General features: G+C 37.9%; 9 protein-coding genes. 3 read left to right on the forward strand and 6 right to left on the reverse strand.

Annotated features, from left to right (window positions below):
* Positions 1–28: 28 nt before the first annotated feature.
* The gene (locus A3EM_RS0134285) at positions 29–1,540 is read left to right on the forward strand and encodes an alpha-isopropylmalate synthase regulatory domain-containing protein (protein WP_020532781.1); all 1,512 of its coding nucleotides are present in this window, start codon (positions 29–31) and stop codon (positions 1,538–1,540) included.
* Positions 1,541–1,608: 68 nt separating this feature from the next.
* On the opposite strand, the gene A3EM_RS0134290 is transcribed toward A3EM_RS0134285, so the two are convergent.
* From A3EM_RS0134290 to A3EM_RS0134300, 3 genes are read right to left on the reverse strand one after another with little or no spacing between them, the layout of a single operon-like run.
* Complete coding sequence (locus A3EM_RS0134290) at positions 1,609–2,844, reverse strand: hypothetical protein (protein WP_020532782.1); 1,236 nt, start codon at positions 2,842–2,844, stop codon at positions 1,609–1,611.
* Between the two features lie 30 nt (positions 2,845–2,874).
* Positions 2,875–3,735, reverse strand: a complete 861-nt coding sequence (locus tag A3EM_RS0134295; RefSeq protein WP_020532783.1) for a hypothetical protein — start codon at positions 3,733–3,735, stop codon at positions 2,875–2,877.
* Positions 3,725–4,324 carry an RNA polymerase sigma factor gene (locus A3EM_RS0134300; protein ID WP_020532784.1) on the reverse strand — a complete coding sequence of 200 codons (600 nt, stop codon included), beginning with the start codon at positions 4,322–4,324 and terminating at the stop codon, positions 3,725–3,727. The genes A3EM_RS0134295 and A3EM_RS0134300 overlap by 11 nt, the downstream gene beginning before the upstream one ends.
* A gap of 519 nt (positions 4,325–4,843) precedes the next feature.
* On the opposite strand from A3EM_RS0134300, the gene A3EM_RS0134310 reads away from it, so the two are divergent.
* Complete coding sequence (locus A3EM_RS0134310; protein WP_020532786.1) at positions 4,844–5,203, forward strand: spore germination protein GerW family protein; 360 nt, start codon at positions 4,844–4,846, stop codon at positions 5,201–5,203.
* A gap of 368 nt (positions 5,204–5,571) precedes the next feature.
* Complete coding sequence (locus A3EM_RS0134315) at positions 5,572–7,026, forward strand: hypothetical protein (RefSeq protein ID WP_157638231.1); 1,455 nt, start codon at positions 5,572–5,574, stop codon at positions 7,024–7,026.
* Positions 7,027–7,136: 110 nt separating this feature from the next.
* Here the strand turns inward: A3EM_RS0134315 and tatC are convergent, their stop codons facing one another.
* The 3 genes from tatC to queA form a co-directional block, all read right to left on the reverse strand.
* Positions 7,137–8,084 carry a twin-arginine translocase subunit TatC gene (gene tatC / locus A3EM_RS0134320; RefSeq protein WP_020532788.1) on the reverse strand — a complete coding sequence of 316 codons (948 nt, stop codon included), beginning with the start codon at positions 8,082–8,084 and terminating at the stop codon, positions 7,137–7,139.
* 171 nt (positions 8,085–8,255) lie between these two features.
* A complete protein-coding gene (locus tag A3EM_RS0134325; protein ID WP_020532789.1) occupies positions 8,256–23,327 on the reverse strand; it encodes an FG-GAP-like repeat-containing protein in 15,072 nt (5,023 codons plus the stop codon).
* Positions 23,328–23,599: 272 nt separating this feature from the next.
* Positions 23,600–24,646, reverse strand: coding sequence for a tRNA preQ1(34) S-adenosylmethionine ribosyltransferase-isomerase QueA (gene queA / locus A3EM_RS0134330; protein ID WP_020532790.1), 1,047 nt, complete (start codon positions 24,644–24,646; stop codon positions 23,600–23,602).
* Positions 24,647–24,799 lie beyond the last annotated feature (153 nt).

Below are 24,799 nucleotides of genomic sequence, written 5' to 3' on the forward strand. Positions count from 1 at the left end.
TAATTGAAAGGAGATTAATAATATCACAATGAAAGTTGAAATAATGGACACCACCCTGAGGGACGGGGAGCAAACCTCTGGTGTTGCATTTACTGCTCTTGAAAAATTAAATATTGCCAAAATCTTATTAGATGAAGTTAAGGTTGACCGAATTGAAGTAGCTTCGGCAAGAATTTCTGAAGGCGAATTTGAAGGTGTAAAGAAAATTGTGGCCTGGGCGGAGGAAAAGGGTCACCTGGATAAAATTGAAGTACTTGGGTTTGTCGATGGAAATAAATCTTTAGACTGGATTCATCAGGCCGGGGCAAAAGTCATTAATTTACTGTGCAAAGGTTCTTTGAATCACCTGGAAGGCCAGTTAAAAAAGACAAGGGAACAACATCTTACTGAAATTAAGGCTGCAATTTCATACGCTAATAGCCTTGGTATCAGTGTAAATGTATATCTGGAAGATTGGTCTAATGGTATGCGAACTTCTCCGGATTATGTATATTATATGCTGGAAGGACTTCAGTATGAGAATATTAAGCGCTACATGTTGCCGGATACACTGGGTGTATTAAATCCTTTTGATACAGCTACTTATTTTAAAGAAGTGGTAACCAGATTCCCCGACCTTCATTTTGATTGCCATACACATAATGATTATGACCTTGCTGTTGCCAATGTAATGGCTGCGGTTCAGGTAGGTGCCAGAGGAACGCACACTACCGTTAATGGATTAGGAGAAAGATCAGGAAATGCGCCATTGGCAAGTGTGATTGCTGTTTTGCACGATCAATTGAGAAAAGAAACTGCTGTGGATGAAAGTAAACTGAATAAAATCAGCCGAATGGTAGAGGCTTTTTCCAGCTCAAGAATCCCGACCAATAAACCTATTGTAGGAGAGCATGTATTTACCCAAACTTGTGGTGTTCATGCCGATGGGGATAGCAAAGGTAATTTATATGTAAGTGAATTAACTCCGGAAAGATTTGGAAGGGAAAGGAAGTATGCTTTAGGAAAAACTTCCGGAAAGGCCAGTATTAAAAAGAACCTTGAAGAACTTGGCATTACCCTTTCTCCTGATTCCATGCAGAAAGTAACCAAAAAAGTGGTGGAACTTGGCGATAAAAAGAAGGGAATTACCAAAGAAGATTTGCCTTATATCATTTCCGATGTGCTTGGAAGTGAGATTATAAAGGAGAAAATTCTAATCAAGAATTACTGCCTTACGCATGTGCATAACCTAAAACCAAGTGCTACTTTAAGTATAGAAATAGATGGGGAGGTTTACGAGGAAACTTCCACAGGTGATGGTCAGTATGATGCTTTTATGAAGGCCCTGAAAAGGATTTATAAAAAACTGGGAAAAGAAGTTCCTACATTGCTGGATTATACGGTAACCATACCACCAGGAGGAAAAACAGATGCCTTGGTGGAAACAATTATTACCTGGTCGAATGGCAAGGAATTTATCACCAGAGGATTGGATTCGGACCAGGCTTCAGCAGCGATAACTGCTACCCTGAAAATGCTCAATGTAATTGAGAATGATTAAAAAGCGTTGCCTCATTTAAACTTAAAAAAAGTCCCGAACCAGATTTGAATTTGCTTCGGGATCTTTTTTTAATCATGGTCCCAAATTACTGCGGGAAATCCATTTTCCCTTTTTTCAGAGGCTTTACCTGCAGGGGTAATATTTATTTTCTTCTTTGCTTCTTCCAGACTGATCTTTCTGGAATCGTAGGATTCTAAAATGGATTTTTTTACAGACAGGACTACTCTGGAGGGAATTTCACAAGCTTTACAGGCAGGAATTTCCACTTCAACCAACAACATTTCCTCCGCATTGACACTCCTTAGCGTTCTGCCATATTCCACTATTCCTGATTTTATTTCTTCCAAAAATTTGGGATAGGCTTTTTCCATTTCCTGATCTCTTTTCTCACTTAATTCATTCCCATTTTTTATTGTAATGGCAAAGTCATCATCATTTCCCTTATTTTTTACCACCACCTGGCTAGGATAATAAAGCTGGATTTTATAAACTACCCCAAATCCACTTAATACCTGAAAACTCACAGCCGATTCCTGCGGGCTAAGAAAAGGCTTACCGGAAGTAGAGAACATTCCTTCTTGTTCCTTTTCAAATATACTTTGGAATATTCTGGATAAAATCTTGTATTCAAGCTGCTCCTCATTGTTTTTTCCTATGCTTTTAATATTGATCTTTTTTTCAAAAGCTTCTTTAGATTGTTTCCCTGACTTAAACTGTAAAATATCCTGGTATTTAACTTCTGCAGTGATTTGATCTGTAGATTTAGATTCCAAATCATCCACAGAGGCAATTATCACATCGGGATTCCCAGAAACATGATAAGTGCTAAATCCATTACCCGGAGTATTTTTGGGATTATATTGAATAAATATTTTTTCATCAGGATTAAGCCCTCCTGCCAAATCACCGTATAGGGATAGAAAAGACTTCATGAGCGCAATAACTTTTGCATTGTGTGCCTCCGTTAAACTATCCAAATCGTATTTAAAGGAATATTCAGGATCTTTATTTCTTTTTGTATTTCTACCTGTGGAAATCACATAATTGGAAGAATAGGTAAATCCTCTATACTGACTAATTTGTGGAAGTTTTAGCATAATTCCGTAGCCCTTTATATAACTGGCTTCAGCCTTTTTTTCGCCAAAGTGGTTATTTCTTCCATCACCAAATTTGGACATAAATAATTCGGTGAGTATTTCCTCCATTACTTTTAAATCCTTTTCCATCCTGTCATCCTGTGCAAAAACAGCTGAAAAAAGGGATAAAAAAAATAAGGTAATCAGGCTATATTTTAAGTTTTTCATTTTTGCTTAGTTTGATGAATTTTAAAATTTTTACCGCTCTTCGTTCAGCTGGGTAATGAGTTTGGCGATCATGATTTCAGTTTCTTCCTGTTTCTGATCTGTCCTAGTTTTGAGGTTGTTTAAGGCATATTCAATTACCTCCAGGTCTTTTTGCCTTTTATTTTCCAGGTAATCATTGAAGTTGGTGAGCATTTCCTGGGCATAAACTTTTTGTTGCTCATTTGAAAATTCCAGTAGTTTCACCATGGCATTATAATTATCCTCTCTTATCTGATTGAATAATTCTCCAAGTTCCTGATTCGAAATAGTTTTTTGAGCCGCCTGAACTGCCATTTTTTGTTGTGATAATGCATGTTTTAAAGCATTTACTTCATGATGAATATTTTCCTTCCAGTTTTCAAGCTCCAGCCCTTCATTTTCTTGTTTTTCCTTTAAAACCTGGGCAATGAGCATTTTTAAATATTCTTCCTGTACTTGTAATTGCTGACCCGAATTACCCAAATCTTTTTCAATAGCAGGAGCTTTCTGAATTTTCTGGCCCTGAAAACTGATTTTTAATTGATTGTCTTCAAATGCAAAATTCAGTTTCCAAATGGTTACGCTTACCAGAATCACGAAAAGTGCAGCAGCCACACCAGACCATTTTTGCCATAAAATTTGTTTGTTTTTTTGTGTGGTAAACCTAGCGTTTTCTGTATTCAGGATGAGTGGCTGGTTAACCGGAACATCTTCCAGTTGAGAAAGTAAACTTCGGGTATTTTGAAGTGAGGTTAATTCCTGAAAAACTTCAGGATTCTCTTCCAGAAAAGCTTTTACCTTTTGGTTTTCCTGTTCGTCCAGTTCCCCGTACAAATAGGAAATTAAAGTCGATTGATCAGGTCTATTGCTCATAATTAATAGTTTCTTTATTTATATTCCATTTACTTAGAATGGCTTTCAGTGATTTTAATCCGTAATAAAGCCTTGATTTGGCTGTATTTTCCGAGATATTCAGCACCTCGGCAATTTCTTTAAATTTCAAACATTCATATTCTTTCATGATGATTACAGCCCGTTGATCTGCATTCAATTTACTCAGCGCTTTTGCCAATAAATCGGCTAATTCTCCCTTCTGAAAACTTTTCTCCGGATTGTCCAACTGACTTTCAAAGGCATTAAAAACAAATTCTTCCCTCTCCTTTTTAAAATTGACAAATGGTAAAATCCATTTCTTTTTTTGTCTTCTGTCCTCCTCCCGGCAATAATTAAGGGCTATTTTGTATAGCCATCCTTTGAATTTTTCAGGACTATCAAGCCTTTCCAGATTTTTATGAACTGCAATAAATGTTTTCTGAGTAATGTCCATGGCCTGATCATGATCCGAAAAATATTTGAATCCGAAATTATAAATACGTTTGTACCACTCGCCAACCAGCCGGTTAAAGGCTACCTTGTCTCCTTTTTTAGCTTTTAAAATGAGTGTTTCTGTTTGATCAGGCACGCCAGTGGTATTAATTTTATTGAATTTCGTGAATTGTTTAAGTACCAGTACTAATTTAGTAAATGAGGAATTTTATGACATCATTAATCAGTTGTGGCAATCTAAGTGATGTTTTTTATAACCACTTATATTTTTATGATGAAACCCATCGAAAAAAAGTTTTAAATTGGGTGGAAATTTTTACTAAATTGGAATCGAGAAAGGTGTTTATTTTTTTAATTAAGCCAATAGTTAAGAAAAGAAGTGTCCTTGCTCAAATGGCGTTAAGCATTTCCGGGAATGTAGCGTAAAGAAATCTTTCCTGTTTGAGATAAGTTTTGTGAAAACTGACCGAGTTTGGAAGGTTTTAGCGAAATGAACTGTAATGTAGCTATTTGTACACAGCCTTAATTTTTTGTTACTTTTTGATCAGGCAAAAAGAATAAGAGGCAGATTTAAACCAAATTTTTAAATATCAAAATATTGTTTTTCATATTAATTTCCGATTTTATTTTTTGAAACTAATCTAACCTCAACCCCATGAATGCTGCAGAATTAATTCAGTCAATTGTTGAAAACCTTCAGAAAAACTCCAGTGTGAAAACTGTATTTGGCGAGCCTTTCGAGATAAAAGGCAAAACTTATATAGAAGTTTCCAGTGTGGCCTACGGTTTTGGTGGAGGTGGAGGAAACACAAAGTTTTCAGACATCACTGAACAAACTAATGGAGGACGGGGAGAGGGACTTGGGCTGGGTGGAGGAATTACAGCACACCCCATTGGAATGTTGGAAATTACTGAAGAAGAAACAAAATTTATCCCCATAGAAAACAGAAAAAAGATCATTAAGGCCTTTCTTTTAGGAATAGTTGGTGGGATTGTCTTAAAAAAAATCCTTTAACATAAAATTATTACCGGTCTTCTCATATTTGATTTAAAATGGCATAAAAAAAAAGTACATTCAGGTAAGGCTTTTTAACCTTAACTCATAGGCAATTCCAATTTTTAAACTCGCCTGTATTATTTTAACTAGCCGAATTTTCATATTCGGATGACAACAAAACCACATCGTATTTTTTACCGCAACTCACAACAATCAGGGTTAAGCCGGTTCTTGGGCTAATCTCAAAGCAATATCCCGATACCACAAGCTCAAAATAAGTGAAATCTTATTTGAGGATTGTGGTAAAGGAACTTTTTGGTAAAATGATTTTTGATAATTCAGAAATCTGAACCTTGAAGTCTGTGTCAAATTAACTATCTAATATCATGTATGCGAAAAAATTACTACCACTATTATTTATTGGCTTTTCCCTCATGCACTTTGGTGCAATTGCACAATTGCAAAGGGTACAAAAAGTTGAATTGGAAATTGGCAATGCAGGCAATAATTACCGTCTGATCGATCTTGGTCTCGAAGGGACCATTTTTCTGTATCTAAATGGTGTTCAGGAAAATAAGTCCCTATTGAGTGTAGTGAGTTACAATCCTATGCTGGAAAAAAGCTGGGAGAGAAGTTTTTTTATTGATTCCTGGTTCAGAATAAAGGATGTAAAAAGCACAGCTACTCATATCTATATTCTGGGAGAAAAAGAAGCAGTATTTGAATTATGGGATGTGGATTTAATTCAGAAAGACATTAAAAATCTGGCATTCAATACGCTGGAAGATTTTTCCATTACCCATTTTGAAGCCACAGAAACTCAACTGATATTGGGAGGGAAAATGCAGAATCATGCTTCGGCTTTTAGATATGATTTAGCTACCGGGAAATCTAATTTTCTATTCCATAATTCCCGGGATAAATCTGAAATTCATTCTATCACTCTAGATAAAGAGGAAAATCTGGTAAGTTTTTTCCTGAAATCACCAAAAGGTGCAATCCATCCTCAAATTTATGTGAATAATTACGACCTGGATGGCAGGGCCCTTTTCCATTATAGTTTTGACATTCCCTCTACCTATTTTTTGCTCAATCATCAGGTTACCGTGATGAACCAGAGTGAGTTGCTGATTACTGGAGCTTATGGAAATAAGGCCGAGGGTTACAATGCCTTGGGCATATATGCAATGCACTTGAAGGACAGAGAAATAAATTCCCTCAAGTATTATGATTTTGGGAGGTTTAAGCACTTTTTTAAATTTTTACCAAAAGATGAAAGGGAAAGTCTGGCTGAAAAAATTGACCGAAAGCGAGCGAGGGAAAAACCTTTGAATATTCAATATGCCATTATGCCCAAAAATGTGGATAAGACGGAGGACTTTTTTGTACTGACAGCCAATGCTTATGAAAGTATAAAAACAGATGGTGAATTTATTTACAAGTATATCAACACTTTTGCGCTGGGATTTGATAAGAATGGAAATTTGAGATGGGATAATTCTATTTTCTATCCGCATGAGGAACTGGTTTCATCCGAACCTTTTGACCTGACCGATATAAAAGCCAGCCACGGGCAACTTACTTTTATCCAGAAAATCAATAATATTTACCGCTTTAAAACTTCGGGTTTGAAAGATTATACAGACAATTTCAGCGAGTTCTTTTTAGGAGAATATGAGGAATTACTGGAAATTCATGCCTATTTTGACCAGAAACTTTACCATACCAATAGTGGGACATTCTATTATACTGGAATAGAAGACCGGGTAAATCCAAATGACCTGACCTCCGGTAAAACCATTTTTACCATTTCTAAATTTATGGTGAATCCGGAGTATTAGGTTTAAAAGTATGGAGTTAAACTAGTGCAAGTATCTGCTTGTGCTTAAAAATGATTTTCAGCGTCTCGCTGAACTTTGTCAATTTCAAAAACAGCGAGACGCTATCCAAATTAATATACCTGAGCTTTCCGCTGTTGTTGTAGTTTCCCTGGAATTCCAATCAAAGCTGAAGCCCAAATGATACTTATAATCAGGTTGTTATTTATTCTTTCTTTTGTGGCTTCTTTATCCACTATCCAGGCAGAAATCCAAATGCTGAATTCATACAATAAATAAAGAGGAAGGGCAAGGAATAACTGAGAAGTAGGCTCTGGAGGGGTGATAATCGCACTGATCACCAAAATTGTCACCACAGCGTGTTTTCGGAAAGACCGTAAAATTTTTGGGTTTACCACACCTATTTGGGATAAAAATAAAATTACAATTGGTAACTGAAAGGCAATGCCACAACTTAAAACTAACATGGCTACAGTTTCCACATAGGAAGTCAGGTCAATTTCATTAAGGATATTGCTTCCTTCTACAATCTGATAATTACCCAAAAAATTAATGGCTACTGGGGAAACAATAAAGTAACCAAAAGAAACTCCTACTAAAAATAAAAGGGAAACAAAAATAGTAGCACCATTTGTCGCCTTAATTTCATTTTCATATAAGCCAGGTTTAATAAATCTCCAAATCTCCCAGAAGAGGTATGGAAAGGCAAAAACCAATGCCAAAATAAAGGAATAAAATATATGCATGGTAAATTGTCCATGCATTTTCCTGTTTTGTACTTCAAAGTTTAACTGGTCAATACAAAGGTCAGGAATTCCAATTGCACTGCTTAAATTACAAAAAGCTGTATAGGTCACAAATTCAATTTTTGATGGTCCCATAATTACCGTATCAAAAAAGAACTTTGGAAAGGAAAAGGTTATGATGAAAAATACTATTAGGGCAATAGCAGAGCGGATTAAATGCCATCTTAATTCTTCCAAATGATCTAAAAAAGTCATTTCTCTTTCAGACGGAGAATGAGGTTCTTCTCCAAATTTTTGATCAGGTAAAGTAGCCATAATTAAAGAAATCAGTTGATAATATTTTGGAATTATAGCTTAAGTTAAAGATTTCTATTTTAATCTCTAATAAATCCGTAGATTAAAATAAATCACCATTACAAAACCCAAAAATGACAAAGGATGAATTTTTAGAAATTAATATAAGGCAAATTTCAGAAAGTCCAGTTTTTAAAACTTATTCATTCGTTTCATGGCTTTACCCTGATCGGTAATTATGCTAAGGAAATAAACTCCTGTGGGAAGATTACTCAAATCCATTTGAATGGATTCTTTATTTCCGTAGACGAAACTTTCCATTAATTTCCCGGAAGCGGAAAAGACATTGACCTCAATATTTTTTGAAGCGATATTGCCAAACCTCAATTCAATATTACCATCACTTGGATTGGGGAAAAGGCTAATGGATTGAGAAAGCTTTTCATCTTCCAGAGCCGTAATGATAAACGGCATTTCCTCTGAAAAACCCTCACAACCGAACTCATTTTCAAAACCTGCTTTATACAATCCTGATCCACTTACGGACAAAATAGAATCATTCTCGTTCGGAATCAATTCTCCATCCAGGTACCATTTGAAAAATCCGGTACTGGCTGATGATTTTGCCAAAAAAGTAGTGCTGTCCAGCATGGTTATTTCTATTTCCGGAGTTGGAACAGAGGTGATTTTTATAATATTGGAATTAGCCGAACAACCATTTTCATCAGTAATGAAAACCCTGTAATTTCCAGGTTCATACGCTACATATTTCGATTCGTTGGCCAGTGCAAGTGTTTCTCCATTTCTTCTCCAGCTGTATTTTCTTCCACTTACTTCCTCCGAAATGAGTTCTATAAAAATATTTTTCCCTTCGCAAACTGTTGTATCAAATTCGGTGGTAATATTCACACTGGTTTGATTGCCACAATCCGCCAACACATTTACCAGTTTATTTTGAATAGTTAATCCCGGAATAGCATCATTGGTAACTTTGGAAGTATAAACCCCGGATTCTGCCAAAACAAAATTTGAAGTAGAGAATTCACTTCCCAATAAGGAGTCCAGTGTTTCTCCGTCTTTTTCCCATTGATAAACATTATTACTCCCCCCAATTTCCATGGAAAGGTTATATTGAGAACCAACCACTACCAGTGTATCATAATTAGGACTTACTGCTTTCTGTGGGGCATAGCCCAACATATAAGTGGAGCCGGACAAGTCAAGTGGCTCAATATCTTCAAATGTGAGTTTATTGTTGAAAATACTTAAAGTCTGAAGATTTGGGTAATTACTGAAATCTCCCGGAAGATCAAGCAGGTTATTGTTGCTTAAATCCAATTCAATGATTGCTGTAAGTTGAGAAAAGTTTGGACTAATTTCTGTCAATTTATTGTGCGATAAATCCAATCTTTCCAGATTGGACAATCCACTCATATCATCCAGAAATTCAACCAATAAGTTTTCACTTAAATCCAATACTTTCAAACTGCCTAAATTTCCAAGCGAAGCAGGGAGAGTCTCCAACTGATTATTTTGAAGGAATAAAAATTCCAGGTTAATCAATTGACCAAAAGATTCTGGCAGTGAAGTAAAGGCATTTCTGGAAAGCCAAAGAGTTTTCAGGTTGGTTAAATTTCCAATTTCTTCTGGAACCGGTCCTTCAAGTCCATTTCTATCTAAATCCAGGTAGGTTAGTTTGGTCAATTGACCAATCTCTTTTGGCAGGGTTCCTGAAATTGCATTGTTAAATAAATTCAGTTTTCTTAGCTCTGTTAATTGCCCTAAAGAGGAGCTTAAGGAGCCAGAAACCCCTTCATTACTCAGGTTAATTTCCACAACCCTGTTATTTTCTTCCACAACTCCCGGCCATGATCCTGCCGGGTCTTCTGGGTTAAAAGCTGCTGCCAAATCACCAGTTAATATGGAATCCATTACCTGAAGTAAAGCAAGTGAATCCTGGGAATTAATCACATTTACAACTTTTAAAACAATTGGCTGGCTGGTTAAAGTAATTCCCGAAGCCACACTGCTGATTACTTCACAAGTATAAACTCCCGAGTTTTCCTTTTTGGCATTGGAAATGAAAATACCATTTGAATTGGCTCCTGAAAGATTGAAACCACCTTTTTTCCACTGATAACTTTCATTTGAAGTTTTTATAGGAATGGAAATAGTTACCGGATCTTCATTATAGACCACAATGGTATCCGATATTCCAAATCGTCCCTGAGGAATATAATTGAACTTTGGAAAGTTACCCACAAGTGGTTCAATGAAATCGAAAGTAAGGTTATTTCCGCTGATATCCAGAGAGTCCAGTGAAGTCAGATTCCCAATGGCCTGGGAATGAATATGACTTAAATTATAACCTGAAAGGTTTAATTCGGTAACACTTCCTGCCACTACTGTGACTCCCTGCCAAGTTTTTACTCTTGTGCTTAGATCCCAGGGAAGAATTCCAGCACTATCATAAACGGCAACTAAATTAGTAGAATCGGATAGGCTTAAAGGAATTTCATCTAAAGTAATGGTGAAAGTATTTTCTAATGTTCCTCCATTTGGATCATCGGTTGCCACCCTGATTTGGTAAATTTCCTGATCGGCTGCAAGTAAAATATTATTGACCAGTAGCTGGTTTCCAGTAATGGTGAAATCGGAATTGTCTGTATCCCCGGTTCCGCTTACCAAACTGTAAGTATGGCTATCAGTCGGGTCAATATCTCCTGTAGTGAATGTGCCAACAAGTGATCCTACAGGCAGATTTTCAGTAATTAATGCATTTGAAAGTACCAGCTCATAAGGATTATTATTGAAAGTAGTAGCTGATCCGGCTAGAGGATTATCGGTTTTATAATTGGTAAAAATACCTGATCCCTTATAAGCCAAAATTCTAATGGCATAAGGTGTATCAATGTTTAAACCGGTAATATCAAAATCAGTCTGGTTGCTGATTTGGGCAATTGTAAAATCTCCCACATTATTCCCTACTGAATAGGAAGTGCCATCAGCCAAAGTACCGGAAGGATTTGGGTTTGTGGAGTATAAAATCACAAATCCATCCGCACCGGAGGCAATTGGGGTAAAACTTCCCGATATTGAACTTGAAGTAATGGTATCAAAAACCAGGTTAGTCGGTTGTGCTCCGGGTTCAGTATCATAAGTGGTGATGGTTCCATTCAATGGGCTTAAGGTGAAATAATTGATGGTATTTCCAGAACCATTGAAAGCATAAATGTCATAATTGTAAGTGGTTTTTGAGGAAACTGAGTTATCCAGAATTAAAGTATCTGTTCCTGTGCTTATTACGGTATTTCCACTAAAAACATCTCCAATGTTATAGGCATTTCCACTTGTGGGTAATACCCTCGCTCCTGTTCTTCTTACCACTAAATATCCATCAGGTTTAACCAGTGGTTGGGTAAACTGGAAACCCAGGGAGAAATCCTGAATAGAAGTTACGGTGAAGTTTTCTGGTTGTAAAGTAGGTTCAAGCGATAAAGACTGGAAGGCATTTGGATTATTTCCTGCAGAACTTGTTAAATAATTGGAAGAAATGCCATTTCCATTAAACTCAAAAATTTGAACCCCATAACTGGTAGCAGGGTTTAATCCCGTGATAGTCACAGAATTTCCAGTTCCTGCATACACCACAAAGATTCCATTACCCAGGTCATCCCCAATTCCAAAAACTGAATTTGCGGAGTAACTGGTAAAATCTGCCGGGAACAAATCTACACCTGCATTTTCTCTTATTACTACAAGTCTTTGACTTCCATTTCCATTGGTCCAGGAAATTTCCATTTGTGCTGCAAGCCTGTTCACAGCAATAATATTACTGGATTGAACAGTTGGTTCAGTGGCTAAGGTAGTTACATTTCCATTTGCTGGACTGGCAGTTAAGTAGTTTACTGACTCTCCTGCTCCATTAAAAGCATAAATATCATAATTGTAAGTAGTTCCCGGAGTCACTGAGTTGTCTGTAAAACTGTTAGAACTTCCGATGTAAACTACGGTATTTCCCCCAATGTTATCCCCTAAATTATATGCGGTTCCATCTGCTGGTGCACTTGCAGCACCGGTTCTTCTTAAAACAATAAAACTATCTGGAGTACTTCCTGGAGGACTGAAATTCACTTCTACACTATTGGACTGAATATTATTGAAGGAAACTGTTCCTGCCTGTTCTATTGGTTCTGGTGCGAGTGTATAAAAACTGTCAGGATTATTAATAGCAACTGAGGTGAGGTAATTTACAATTCCTCCGGTACCATTGTAGCCAAAAACTCTGACATGATAAATTTTATCAGGACTTAAATTAGAAAGGGTTAAAGTATTCCCATTGCCATTAAACACCACAAAGTTTCCTGACCCAATCTGATCACCAGTGCCAAACATAGAATTGGCGGTGTAACTGGTTAAGTCGGATGGAATGGCATCAACAGGGCTGCCTTCTTTAACTAATATCAGCTGATTGGCCCCATCTCCATTGGTCCAGTTGATAGTAGCTGAGGTGCTGGTTCTACCAGAAAATACCAATTCACTTTCCTGAACAAGTGGCTCTGTAACCGGAGTGAGTACACTATCAGGGTTTCCAAATGCAACAGTATCCAGGTAGACTGAAGAAGCTCCTGAGCCATTAAATTCAAATAATTTAAAGTGATAAGTTGTTCCCTGATTCAAACCACTGACTGTTACTATATTTCCTGTGTCGGCAAAAATTACAAATTCTCCAGTACCCAAATCATCTCCACTGCCGAAATTACTATTGGCGGTATAGACTGTAAAATCAGCCGGGCTGGCACTTACAGGGGAAATTTCCGAACCTACCAACATTCTTTTTTCGCCATTACCCTTTTGCCAAGAAATCTCTACCGAAGTAGGATTAATATTGGAAAATGAGATGTCAGAAGCTTGAACAGTAGGCGGAGCTACAATCTGGAAATTGAATGCAGCAGAAATCGGACTTTCATTTCCAAGACTGTCAGTTGATTTTGCAGTCAAAGCATAATTCCCCACACTCAGTGGATTTGCTGTATAATCAAAATTCCAATCCCCAAACCAGTCAGTTAAAGTTGAACCGATAGATACATTATTTAAAAATATATCCACTAAAGTAGCAGGCTCTGCAGTACCAGAAAACCACAAAGTAGAGTCCAGGGTAATGCCATCAGCCGGACCTGAATCATCCGCAATTGCAGTAATTACTGGTGCAGCCGGAGCGGTTGAATCAACAATAAACTGGTAAGCAGCGGATAAACTACTGATATTTCCAGCCTCATCTATAGCCTGAGCTTCAATAGTATAGATACCATCTGCCAGGGAAGTTCCTGTGTAGTCAAAAGTCCAGCTTCCTTCCCCATCCGAGGTTACCGAGCCGATTGAAGAGGCATCCAACAATATTTCCACCTGGGTATTGGCATCAGCTGTACCGTCAATCATCAAAGTTCTATCGTTGGTAACACCATCTCCCGGTATGGATGTATCATCAGAAATTCCGGAAATAGCCGGAGTAAGTGGGGGGATTAAATCAACGATTAAAGTATAGTTACTGGACCAGGTACTTTCATTTCCCACACTATCAGTGACCGAAAAATTAATGGTGTATGCCCCTGAGGCAAAATTATTGGCAGTATTGTCATAAGTCCAGTTTCCTCCTGCATCTATAATTGAAGTTCCAATGAGGTTGGTATCTACAAACAAGTTGATGAAATGATTCGGTTCTCCAATACCACTAAAAATCAGTGTACTATCAGCTGTAATATTGTCAACTGAAGAACTTCCTGTATTATCCGAGAAACTAAGGAAAACTGGTAAAGGAGGAATAATCTTATCCAGTTTAAGAATTAGGGGTATACTTTCCTGTCCAAAATTCATGGATTGGTCAATTATTCTTGTCGTAATGGATTTTGTTCCATTATCACCTAATTGTCCTGATATAATTGGGAAATTAACATTACCTGTAACCGAGTCTGTATAACTGATGATTTGAGCCAGAGGAGAAGGAAAATGGCTACCATCTAAAAATAATTCTATACTATCTCCCACTACAGCTCCTGTTCCTGAAAGGCTTACTTCTATATTAAACCCGGAGGATTCTTCTGCATAATTAATTTCGTTACCTGCATCTGAGACTGGTTGTGAAGGTGCATTTGGGGGAAGGGTATCCACTACAACCGGAATAGAAAATTGAGATGAATTTTTTGCACCATCAGTAACAATTGCCGTGATTTCATGATTATGGGCAAAGTTGCCTGACCAAGACCAATTGCCTAAAGGTCCGGATACTGTAGAACCAATCAGGTATTTTCCCTGCTCAGGCGTGCAGGCAGAAAGGCTATCGGTATACAAATCGATCAGACTATTGGCTTCACTGATTCCTTTAATTTCAGTTTTATTGGCATAGGATATTATTGGAGTGCTTATATTGTTGTTTGCGCCATTGGCAAGGTTAATTCCATTGGTATTACAGAAAATATTGTTTCCCCTGATTAAGTTGAATTGCGCTCCTGCTATATCTACATTTACACCAATTCCTCCATAAGCAATACGGTTTCCTTCTCCAAAAGCCACTCCACCAATATTGTTGTGACTTCCTCTTACCCGAACATTTTCCAAACTATTTCCCAAATTATTAATTCCGGAAATATCCGTCCCAATGTAATTTCCATAAACTGTATTGGAATCACTTTCTATAAAAATACCATATTCCGAATGGCCGGAAACCAGGTTCATTTGATCAGCTAAATTCCCTCCAATTTGTGTGTACTTGGAATTTCCTGTCAGATGTATACCAACTTTTCCTCCCAGGGCGGTATTTCCTGTTTTATTCGCTCCAATAATATTTCCCACAATGGTATTGTTGGGCGAGTTTTCAATGAAAATGTTCTTTTCTGTATTTCCTGTAATCAGATTTTCCAACCCATTGATGACACTTCCAATGGTATTATTTTCTGCTCCATTCAATAAGTATACACCATAATTTGAATTGGCAGCAATGGTTTCTCCATCAATATAGGTCCCAATTAAGTTTCCCTGAATGGATCCCCAATCCGCCTGATCTACCACAATTCCCGTTACTCCGCTACGGATTACATTTCCTTTATTCAAAGCCCCGATTTTGAAGTTATCAGAGTTTTCTCCTTTCACAACAATTGCCCGGTTAAAACCATGAAACTCAAATCCAAAAACTTCCACATTTGGGGATTTAATTACCAATCCCTCTGAAATTCCATTACTTGTTCCGTCTAAAACGATCAGGTTGTCTTTTGTCCAGTTTGTTTCAGTACTGGCATCCAAAATCATTTCTTTTTTGAGAGTGGGAAGGGTATCAGCCAGTGAAATTACCCATGGACCAGCTCCGCCTATATTAAAGGAAATGGTTTCATTATTACTGTTATTGGCATTATTGATGGCCCATCTTAATGAACCCTTGCCATTATCATTGGTATTGTAAACTTCAAAGGGAGAAATAATAGTTTTTAATCCGCCTGTACTTAATGTACCTGCATTTTTATTTCCAGCAATAAATGAAACTTCTCCGATAGTGGGCAGATTAACATAAATTGTTTTCCCAATAGTAGCATTAATAGGAATATCTGCAGTGATAAAAAAGTAACCGGAATTACCAGAAGGAATAATTGGGGAAAAGTAAAAATTGTCAAAAGTAGCTGTGTTCCCCGGCCATGGTGCTGAAATAGTTTTTAGTAAGGAATCCTGAGTGATATCCAAATTGGAATCATCGGAATAATACAATTGCAGATTGGAAATATCAGTTCCTGGAGTAAAGTCTCCCTCAATATTTGCAATTATTTCGGTGGGATTAGCATCTGTACTGACCACATCTACCCGAAATCTATAAACTTCATGATTTACCTCTCCCTGAGCAGCATTTGAGGCACCGCTACTTCCATTTATGGTGATATCAGGCTTTATCATTGCCCCTGAAGCCACCCAATCACTATCGTACATAGATGCTTCAAGTGTTCCCTTTTTGCTCCAAGAACTGTGATCAGGCAGGTTTCTCCATTTCGACTGATCAAACTTGTAATAAGCATCCAGTCCACTTTCGTTTCCACTAATCATTTCAAATAAAGTACTTCTGATTTGGGCTTCGGTTTTAGTATGGTTCCAAATCCTTAGTTCGTCCATTTGCCCATCGAAATACCCGGAAAATGATCGTCCGATAAATGTTGACCCCCCTAAATAAATGTGTCCTGTAGCCCCGTAATTTTCAGCGACTAACAGCCCGTTTAGATAAATTTTTGCGGCATTTCCACTTATGTCCAAAGTGGCTGCTATGTGGTACCACTTTCCGGCAGAAATTAAATTATCGCTTGAAACGTAATTCCCAAGCCCGGAAGCTCCCCAGTCGAAATAAATACTTCCATTAATTACGGAAAGCCTTATTTCTTCATTAGTGGCGTTTGTGCCTTTGGCAATAATGGGATTTTCTCCGGAAACATCGTCTAATTTTACCCAGGTTTCTACAGTGAAATTATTTCCAAAGGTGAAGCCGGAACCTGTGTCCACAAAATCATTTACGCCATCAAAATTTAAGGCATTTTCGGCAAATGGGACCCCATCGGTAATGCCCAGTGTGAAATATCCGGTCGGTGCATATTGAGCATCGAGCAGAAATTCTATTTTATCATTAGCAGCAGGCAGATATTTCCCAAGCGTCTGCACGACATCAAAATTCCCGGAAGTTCCTAATCTGTAAAGTAAGAAGTAGTTTAAATCTTTATCGGGACTCGTGACAAATCCTGCATCACTGAAATCGAAAATAAATTTTACTTTTCCATGGGGATTCCCCACAATATCAGTTTTTTCAAAAAACCATGTCCTGTTCCATCTGTTGGAAATATTTCCGGTTAAATCGGAGCTTATTACTGAGGCCAATTGATTATCATGGCCATAATAAATTTCATCTCCTGTATCCTGTAAAAAATCTCCGGGTCCTGTGCCACTTGAAACCACCAGACCACCAGAATTATTCCCGGCAGGTGCTGCATTATTAATATTCTGAATATTATTTATGAGTGGAAGTGTTTCCCTGGTTTTTGGATTTCCTGTCTGTGTGTTGGTTAAATAATTTTCTGTACCTGCTGATCCATTTAGTTCAAATAGTCTGAAAGCATATTCTGTTTCTGCTGAAAGCCCGGTAACAGTTACGCTTGTGCCAGTGCCCTTATAGACTACATAATTTCCTGAGCCAATAGCCGATCCATTTCCAATAATTGCATTGGCTGAATAGGTAGTTTGATCAACAGGACTTCCATCCACTGTAGCACCCTGTTTGATCAATAAAATTCTTTCATTTCCATTTCCATTGATCCAGGAGACATTTATCGAGTTGGAAGAAACATTATTGAATTTGATCCAACCTGCCTGAGCGGTAGGCTCTGTGGCTGGCATTGTCACAATTCCCGATAATGGAGAATTGAGGTAGTAATTGGTTGTGGGGCCTGAGCCATTAAAACTATACACATCATAATAATAAGTTGTTCCTGGATTTAAAGTGTCATCTGCAGTACTGAATGCTGATGAATTCGACACTACTTTTTGCCCGGCAAAAGAACTTTCCTCAGGATAAACTATTCCGTCCTGGGGAGGAGTTGAAGCTCCTGTTCTTCTCAAAACCAAATAACCATCGGGATTTGACCCCGGGGTGGTAAATGACAAATCGAGGGTATTGGGTGTGATATTGGCGAAACTCAAACCATTGGGTTGTTCAGTAGGTTCATCATTTAAGGTGATAATACTTTTAGGATTTCCAGACCAGGTGGACAATGAATAATTTGCATCTTCCCCGGTACCATTATGTTCAAAAATCCTGAAATGATATGGTGTTCCGGAAGTGAGACCAGTAATAGTTACGGAATTACCTGTTCCATCATAAACCACGTAATTCCCTGAACCTAATTGATTTCCAGCACCAAATAAACTATCTGCGTTATACCCATAAAAATCAGATGGAAAGGCATCCACGGGTGAAGTTTCCTTGGCTACAATCAAACGATCTGTTCCATCTCCATTTATCCAATTTAAGGTGACTTTATTAGATTCCAGATTGGAAAAGACAATATTTCCTGCCTGAGTGGATGGTTCTAAGTAAATAGTTTTCGAAATGGCAGGGACTGTTCCATCAGTCTTATAATTTGTATGGACTCCTGAGTTGGTAAGCGGATATAATTCAAAGAAGTAAGTCTGGCCTGCTGTTAAGCCTGTAAATTCGTAACTGTTAGCAAATCCCGTATGTGTTACAAATACAAGCGCATTATCATCACTCCAAACCGTATCAGGAGCAGGCTGCATTCCATCCCAAAAGGTGGGGAAAGTGCCTGAATTTCTTCTGGCAACAATTAAGTATTTTTCTGGTTCCTGTCCGCCTGTGGCATCGAGCCAGGTTAATTGAATGGCACTTCCGGAGGTAATGGTGGCGTCTAACCCAGTCAGATGGTTTGTCGGTTCTGACAGAGGCGCCACAAAAGTTTTAGTAGCTCCAACTACCATAGGATCTGTACCTGAATATTCTGCACCAGGAAAATCAAAATCGCTTAGGGAAATAGCATCTACAAAAACGGTATTATTTACAATTGCCGAAAAATCAATTGAGGTGGTAATGAATAGGTAGCTTGTGGAATCCTCCTCTAATATGGGGTTACTCACTAGAAAATTATCGAAGGTAATTTCATTCCCAGCTGTTGGAATAGTGCTAAGTTCTTTTAGTAATACATCTGATAAGGTATCCAATTCACTGTTTTCTGAATAAAAAAGTTTTAGATTATCCAGATCGGAAGAAACATAATTTCCACCAAGTTTTATTTTAAGTTCGTTGAAACTCACATCATTACCAGAAACATCCAGTTTTATCTTTTTGATAATGGTGTTAGGAGTTCCCTGAACAATATCTTCACTTACTACCGACTCCTGAGAAATATTAACCTGTCCTTTTTTATTCAATAAAACTGAAATTTCATTATTCCCGGAATTAGCAACAAGTAGATCGAGCGTGAAGTCACCGTCCAGGTCGGCAAAATCAATGAAAGTAGGATTGCCTGCCACAGGGATATCAGGCCATGATTCGAAAGAACCACTGTTATTTGCCAGAATGGAAATATTATTTTCGGCAGGGTTTGCAGAAATGATGTCCATCCAGCCATTTCCATCGATATCAGTAACCGCAAGGCTTGCAGGAATTCCGGCTACTGAAACCGTAAATGGAGGATTAAATGTGCGGTTATCATTATTTAAATGCACCCTGGTATCATTATTTAAATTGTTACTCCAAACCAGGTCCATCAATCCATCATTATTAAAATCTCCTGTAGCCAGATGCTCTATGGAGGATGTTGTTATAGCAACCGGTGAAAAGCTATTATCCTTTTCCTTAAAATAGATAATGAGTTGATCGGAACTTCTGTTGGCAATGGCAAAATCCAAGATTCCATCATTATCAAAATCGGCATTCACGATATCGGCAGGAAAGCTTCCCCCGGAAAGGAATTCTTCCTCGGGGAAAAATGAACCATAGCCGTCATTTCTTAAAACTGAAAATATCTCATCTCCAGCTCTGGTAACCACAAAATCCAAATCTCCATCTACATCAAAATCAAAAGTGGTTATAAACCTGGGGTCACTCCCTCCTGGTAAGGGAAGAATGTCTCCACTCGAAAAATTACCACTTCCATCATTAAATTCTATTTGGATTTCCTCTGTGTTGTTATTTAAAAAGGCAAGGTCAGGGCTACCATTATTATCGAAATCTCCAACTACAAAATCAATTGGGGAATTAAACAGAGAGATTTCCCCATTATCAGAAAAATCCCCGAAACCGTCATTTAGGGCGATTGAAGCTGTTTCTGCAGTTTTGTTTAGAGTTACCAGGTCCACAATGCGGTCATTATTGAAATCTGCAGCCAGCACTTTAACAGGTTCATCATTTGTGACAAAAGGAGTCCATTCTTCAAATTGCAATGGGGCCTTTTCCGCTCCCATAAAAAACTGAGCACTTCCTCTTCCCTGTAATGAATCTCCCACATCGTTGAGTACTTTTCTGGAAACGGTAAAATCCACTCTTTCTCCGGGCAAAAAGTCCTGTACAGAAGGCCTTGGGGTTATCCTTACAATGGAATCGTTGATAAAAGTTGAAACATCTGTAACCAGGCCAGAGTACCTTCCTCTTATGGGAATGTTATCAATCTGCCCTGCAGAGGGGGCCAGTTTCTGGTTAAATTCTATAATAATATCATTGTCTGTAATTACAGGTAAATTTGAAGTATTTTGATTTGGGGAGATACTTCTAACTTCAAATTCTGGTTTGGTGTACAAAAGTGAAATATCACTTGTCCCTGAATTACTAGTAGCAATATCCGGTTTCCCATCCTGATTAAAATCTGCAGTGGTAATTCCCTCAGGAGTGTCATTTACGAAAAAATCCTCCATAGTTGGGAATTCCCCATTTCCATCTCCGGCCAAAATTCTTACGGAATTATCCAGCGAATTGGCTACTGCAATATCCTGATTTCCATCGCCATTGTAATCTCCTATGGCCATATCCAGGGGAAAACTTCCGGTTGGGAATGGCATAGCCCCGGAAAAATTTCCACTTCCGTCTCCAAATATTACAGTGATTTCATCATTAAACGAATTTACACCAACCACATCGAAATAATTATCATTATTAAAGTCGCCTATGCTGATGGTATTGGGAGATTCTCCAATGGTAAAAACATTACCTTCATCAAAATCTGTGTTTTCGTTATTTCTTAAATAAACTTTCAGGTTATCAGTGGATTGCTCCATGGAAATGGCAAAATCATTAAAGCCATCCCTGTTAAAGTCCCCTGTAACCAAACCATAGGGTGTCTCTCCCAAAGAAACCTCAAAAGCAGGGTCAAAAGAGCCTATTGCATCATTCCAAAACAGGATGGAGACTAATCCACCTGCTCCTGTTCCTGAGGCTACAATATCCATAAATCCATCAGCATTCATGTCGGAAATACCCAACCCAAAAGCATTGGAAACAATATCAAATTCCTCAACCGGCTGGAAATCAGTATTATCCGGTTTTCTGATAAAAACAGCCGCATAACCTGGATCTCCGGTTCCCACTGATACCAAATCCAGCAAACCGTCAAGATTGAAATCGGTGATGACTATTTTCTCGGGACTGGAAGTCACTGCAAAACTTACAGGAACTTCGAATCCATCATTTTCAGAAGTTCGGTAAAAAATTTCAATTTGATTGTTCCCTCCGGCAATAAGATCTACCAGGCCGTCATCATTAATATCTCCTGCTGCGATACAAAGGGGATTGGAAGAACCAGAATAATTATCCGAATTGAAAAGTCCTGGATGAATTGGTCCATTATCGAATTTTAAATTAAAATAGGGAGTTCCTGAATTTAGAGAATTAGCTGCAAGCCCGGTTTCAGTATTTATTACAGTAAAGGTTGAAACTGAAGAAATACCTTCCGGTAAACTTATCTTAACCTCAGAGGAACTACTTCCCCCTGATACAGGAGCTTTGTAGCCGTCCAAAAACACGATATTATTAAATGGGTCACTGGCAAAATTTGCCCCTGAAATGGTTATATCCCCAAAATCAGACTTAGCAGAGACAGGATTGATGGCATCAATTCTTGGAGTTTTAGCTGTGGTAACAGATTGGCTTAATGGACTACTGGTATTGTAATTGATTTCTGTTCCTTCTCCATTGAAAGGAAAAATGTCATAAATGTATTCGGTGTCAGACATTAAATCATCATCTATAATAGATGTTGAATTCCCAAGTGAAACAATTGTTTGACCTGAAAATACATTTCCTTCGATGTATTCCACTCCATCCATAGGTAAAGTTGGAGGGGTAATGCTCAATCTTCTCAGAACAAGATAGCCTTCCGGAAAACCAGATGCTTCATCGAACTGCAAAAAAAGCGAGGAAGTTGATACAAAAGGAAAGGACAAGTTGTTGGGGAAGGAGACCGGTTCAGTAGCTATCCCAAACATTTCTATGGCTCCTCTGTCAATAGTTCCATTTTTGATCCTATCGTATTTTCGCTGGTCAGATACAGGAGCTTCTCCATTATCTCCGTTATCAATTGCAGTACTGCCAGCCTGAAGTTCGTGTGTGGGCGCAAATCCACCATTTTGTTGTAAGGGCCCCAGTTTTATTTCGGTGTCTCCAAAGGTATCTCCTGGTCCGGAAAAAGTATAGTAAGAATCGCTACTTGAAGTATGTGAAGAGTTAACAACTCCATTGATATAAATAAAATTCCCTACAGAGCTATTATCCAGAATGGTGTTGACAAGTAAAATATCGGCATTTACTCCTGCGGATCTAATTCCTTCATTGAGGTTGTTGGCAAAGGTGCAACTTTTTATTTCTACCATTCCCCAAACTGCCATTGCTCCCCCATTATTTTCAGCGTTATTTCCACTTACAGTACAATTGGTAAGATATGAACTCCCATTGTTTCCGATGTATAATCCTCCTGCAAATTTTGCTGAATTTCCCCTAATGGTGGAGTTTTCAATTACTAATGTATGCAGGCCGCTATTGGTATTTATTCCTCCCCCTGAGCCTGCACTCTCGGCATTAATTTGGTTGGCTGAAATATCACAATTGAAAATTGACAGGTTTCTTTCATTTTTTATTCCCCCTCCAGTGCCACTTCCCGGGGTTTGAATAAGGTTATCAGCAACTAAGCAATAATGCATGGTTAAGGTTTCTGTGTTAAGAATACCTCCTCCTGAACCGGCACTGATGGAAACATCCACTTTATTCTGAGTGATTTCACAATCGTAAAGGATTAAATCGCCTTCATTCAAAATTCCTGCTCCGTTTCCGGAGGCCCCATCACCGGTAGTGTAACCATTCATTATGGTAAGCCCATGAATTTCAACATTTACACCAGACTTTATGTGTAAAACTCGTGAAATATTTTCCCCGCTAATTCTAAGAAAGGAAGCTCCCGGTCCATCAATAAAAAGATTTTTATCAACCAAAAGCTCTCCTGAGGTAAGCGCTATAGTGTTGGGTAGGTCCAGTTCAAAACGAATGGTATCTCCCGGATCAGCATCTAGCAATGCCTGCCTAAAAGTACCTTCGCCACTATCTCCCGGATTGTTTACAATAACAGAGCTGGCAAAACTTACCCCAAAAATAGAGGAGATGAATAATACAAAAAAAAAGGCAAGAAAAGTCTTTAAATAAGAAGATAATGCCTTGGAAAAAAAATCTGGCTTAGAATAAAAAATCATGGTTTCCTTGAAAACGTAAACTCTTTGTTAAACCTTTTTCTGGTTAACATACTAAGGGTAAATGCTTAAGGATAAATTTTATTGTTTCTTAGAAGCGTATAGATTGGAAGAGTTGGAAGGATGAAAATTTAGTAATTTGTACAATTAGAATAAAAAATATTTTCCAAGTCCTTTTCAGCTGGAAAAAATGAGGAGAAGAAGGAAAAGGGCATAAAAAAAGGCCGAAGTACTTCGGCCTTTATATTTATTGATAAAATCTAAATCTTTAATGATTAGATGACCAACATGGCATCACCATAACTAAGGAATTTATATTTTTCCTTAATCGCTTCCTGATAGGCTTCCATAATTAAATCATAACCCCCAAAGGCAGCTGTCATCATTAATAAGGTAGACATGGGCTTGTGGAAGTTGGTGATTAAACCACTGCAAATTTTAAAATCGTAAGGAGGAAAAATAAATTTATCTGTCCAGCCTGAATTCTCTTTCAACAAATTTGAAGCGGAAACAGATGCTTCCAAAGCTCTCATGGTGGTTGTACCTACCGCACAAACTTTTTTCTTCTCCCTAATGGCATTGTTAACCATATCCACAGTTGGTTGAGGAACTTCAAAGTTCTCAGAATCCATTTTGTGTTTGGTTAAGTCTTCCACATCTACTTCTCTAAATGTTCCCAGACCTACGTGCAGGGTAATTGGGGTTCTTTTGATTCCCTTAATTTCTAATCTTTTGGTAACCTGAGGAGTGAAATGCAACCCTGCAGAAGGAACGGCTACGGCTCCTTTTTTCTCAGCAAAAATAGTCTGGAATCTTTCCCGATCTTCTGGCTCTGTAGCTCTTCCAATATCTTTTGGCAAAGGAGTTTCACCCAGTTCATCAATTATTCTATAAAATTCCTCATCTTTGCCTTCGTATAGAAACCTGATTGTTCTTCCTCTCGAAGTGGTATTATCAATCACCTCAGCTACTAATTCGCCATCACCAAAATATAGTTTATTACCTACCCTGATTTTTCTTGCAGGATCTACCAATACATCCCAGAGATGTGATTCCTCATTAAGTTCTCTGAGTAGGAAAACTTCGATTTTAGCACCGGTTTTTTCTTTTTTACCATAAAGCCTGGCCGGAAATACCATGGTGTCATTAACTACAAAAACATCATCCTCATCGAAATAATTAATAATGTCTTTGAATACTTTGTGTTCAAATTTACCGGTTGCTCTGTCTACAACTAAAAGTCTTGATTCATCCCTGTTTTCAGCTGGATATTTAGCTATTAATTCAGTGGGTAAGTCAAACTTAAATGCTGATAATTTCATATTGGAGTATTGTGAATTCTAGAAACCAAAATTTCCCTTTTGGAGGGTTTATTGAATGAAGCTACCGCTCATCCAAAATAGGGGGCAAAGATAACAATTTGTTACTTATTATGTTAATTTTAGCTTTATATTTACTACTGTAACTATTTAATA

It is taken from the genome of Flexithrix dorotheae DSM 6795, assembly GCF_000379765.1.
Taxonomy (GTDB): Bacteria; Bacteroidota; Bacteroidia; order Cytophagales; family Flammeovirgaceae; genus Flexithrix; species Flexithrix dorotheae.

Bases quoted from the DNA above. Each gene is read 5' to 3' on its own strand.
- A3EM_RS0134290 (WP_020532782.1), bottom strand. From the start codon at position 2,844: ATGAAAAACTTAAAATATAGCCTGATTACCTTATTTTTTTTATCCCTT.
- A3EM_RS0134310 (WP_020532786.1), top strand. From the start codon at position 4,844: ATGAATGCTGCAGAATTAATTCAGTCAATTGTTGAAAACCTTCAGAAA.
- A3EM_RS0134285 (WP_020532781.1), top strand. From the start codon at position 29: ATGAAAGTTGAAATAATGGACACCACCCTGAGGGACGGGGAGCAAACC.
- A3EM_RS0134295 (WP_020532783.1), bottom strand. From the start codon at position 3,735: ATGAGCAATAGACCTGATCAATCGACTTTAATTTCCTATTTGTACGGG.
- A3EM_RS0134325 (WP_020532789.1), bottom strand. From the start codon at position 23,327: ATGATTTTTTATTCTAAGCCAGATTTTTTTTCCAAGGCATTATCTTCT.
- queA (WP_020532790.1), bottom strand. From the start codon at position 24,646: ATGAAATTATCAGCATTTAAGTTTGACTTACCCACTGAATTAATAGCT.
- tatC (WP_020532788.1), bottom strand. From the start codon at position 8,084: ATGGCTACTTTACCTGATCAAAAATTTGGAGAAGAACCTCATTCTCCG.
- A3EM_RS0134315 (WP_157638231.1), top strand. From the start codon at position 5,572: ATGTATGCGAAAAAATTACTACCACTATTATTTATTGGCTTTTCCCTC.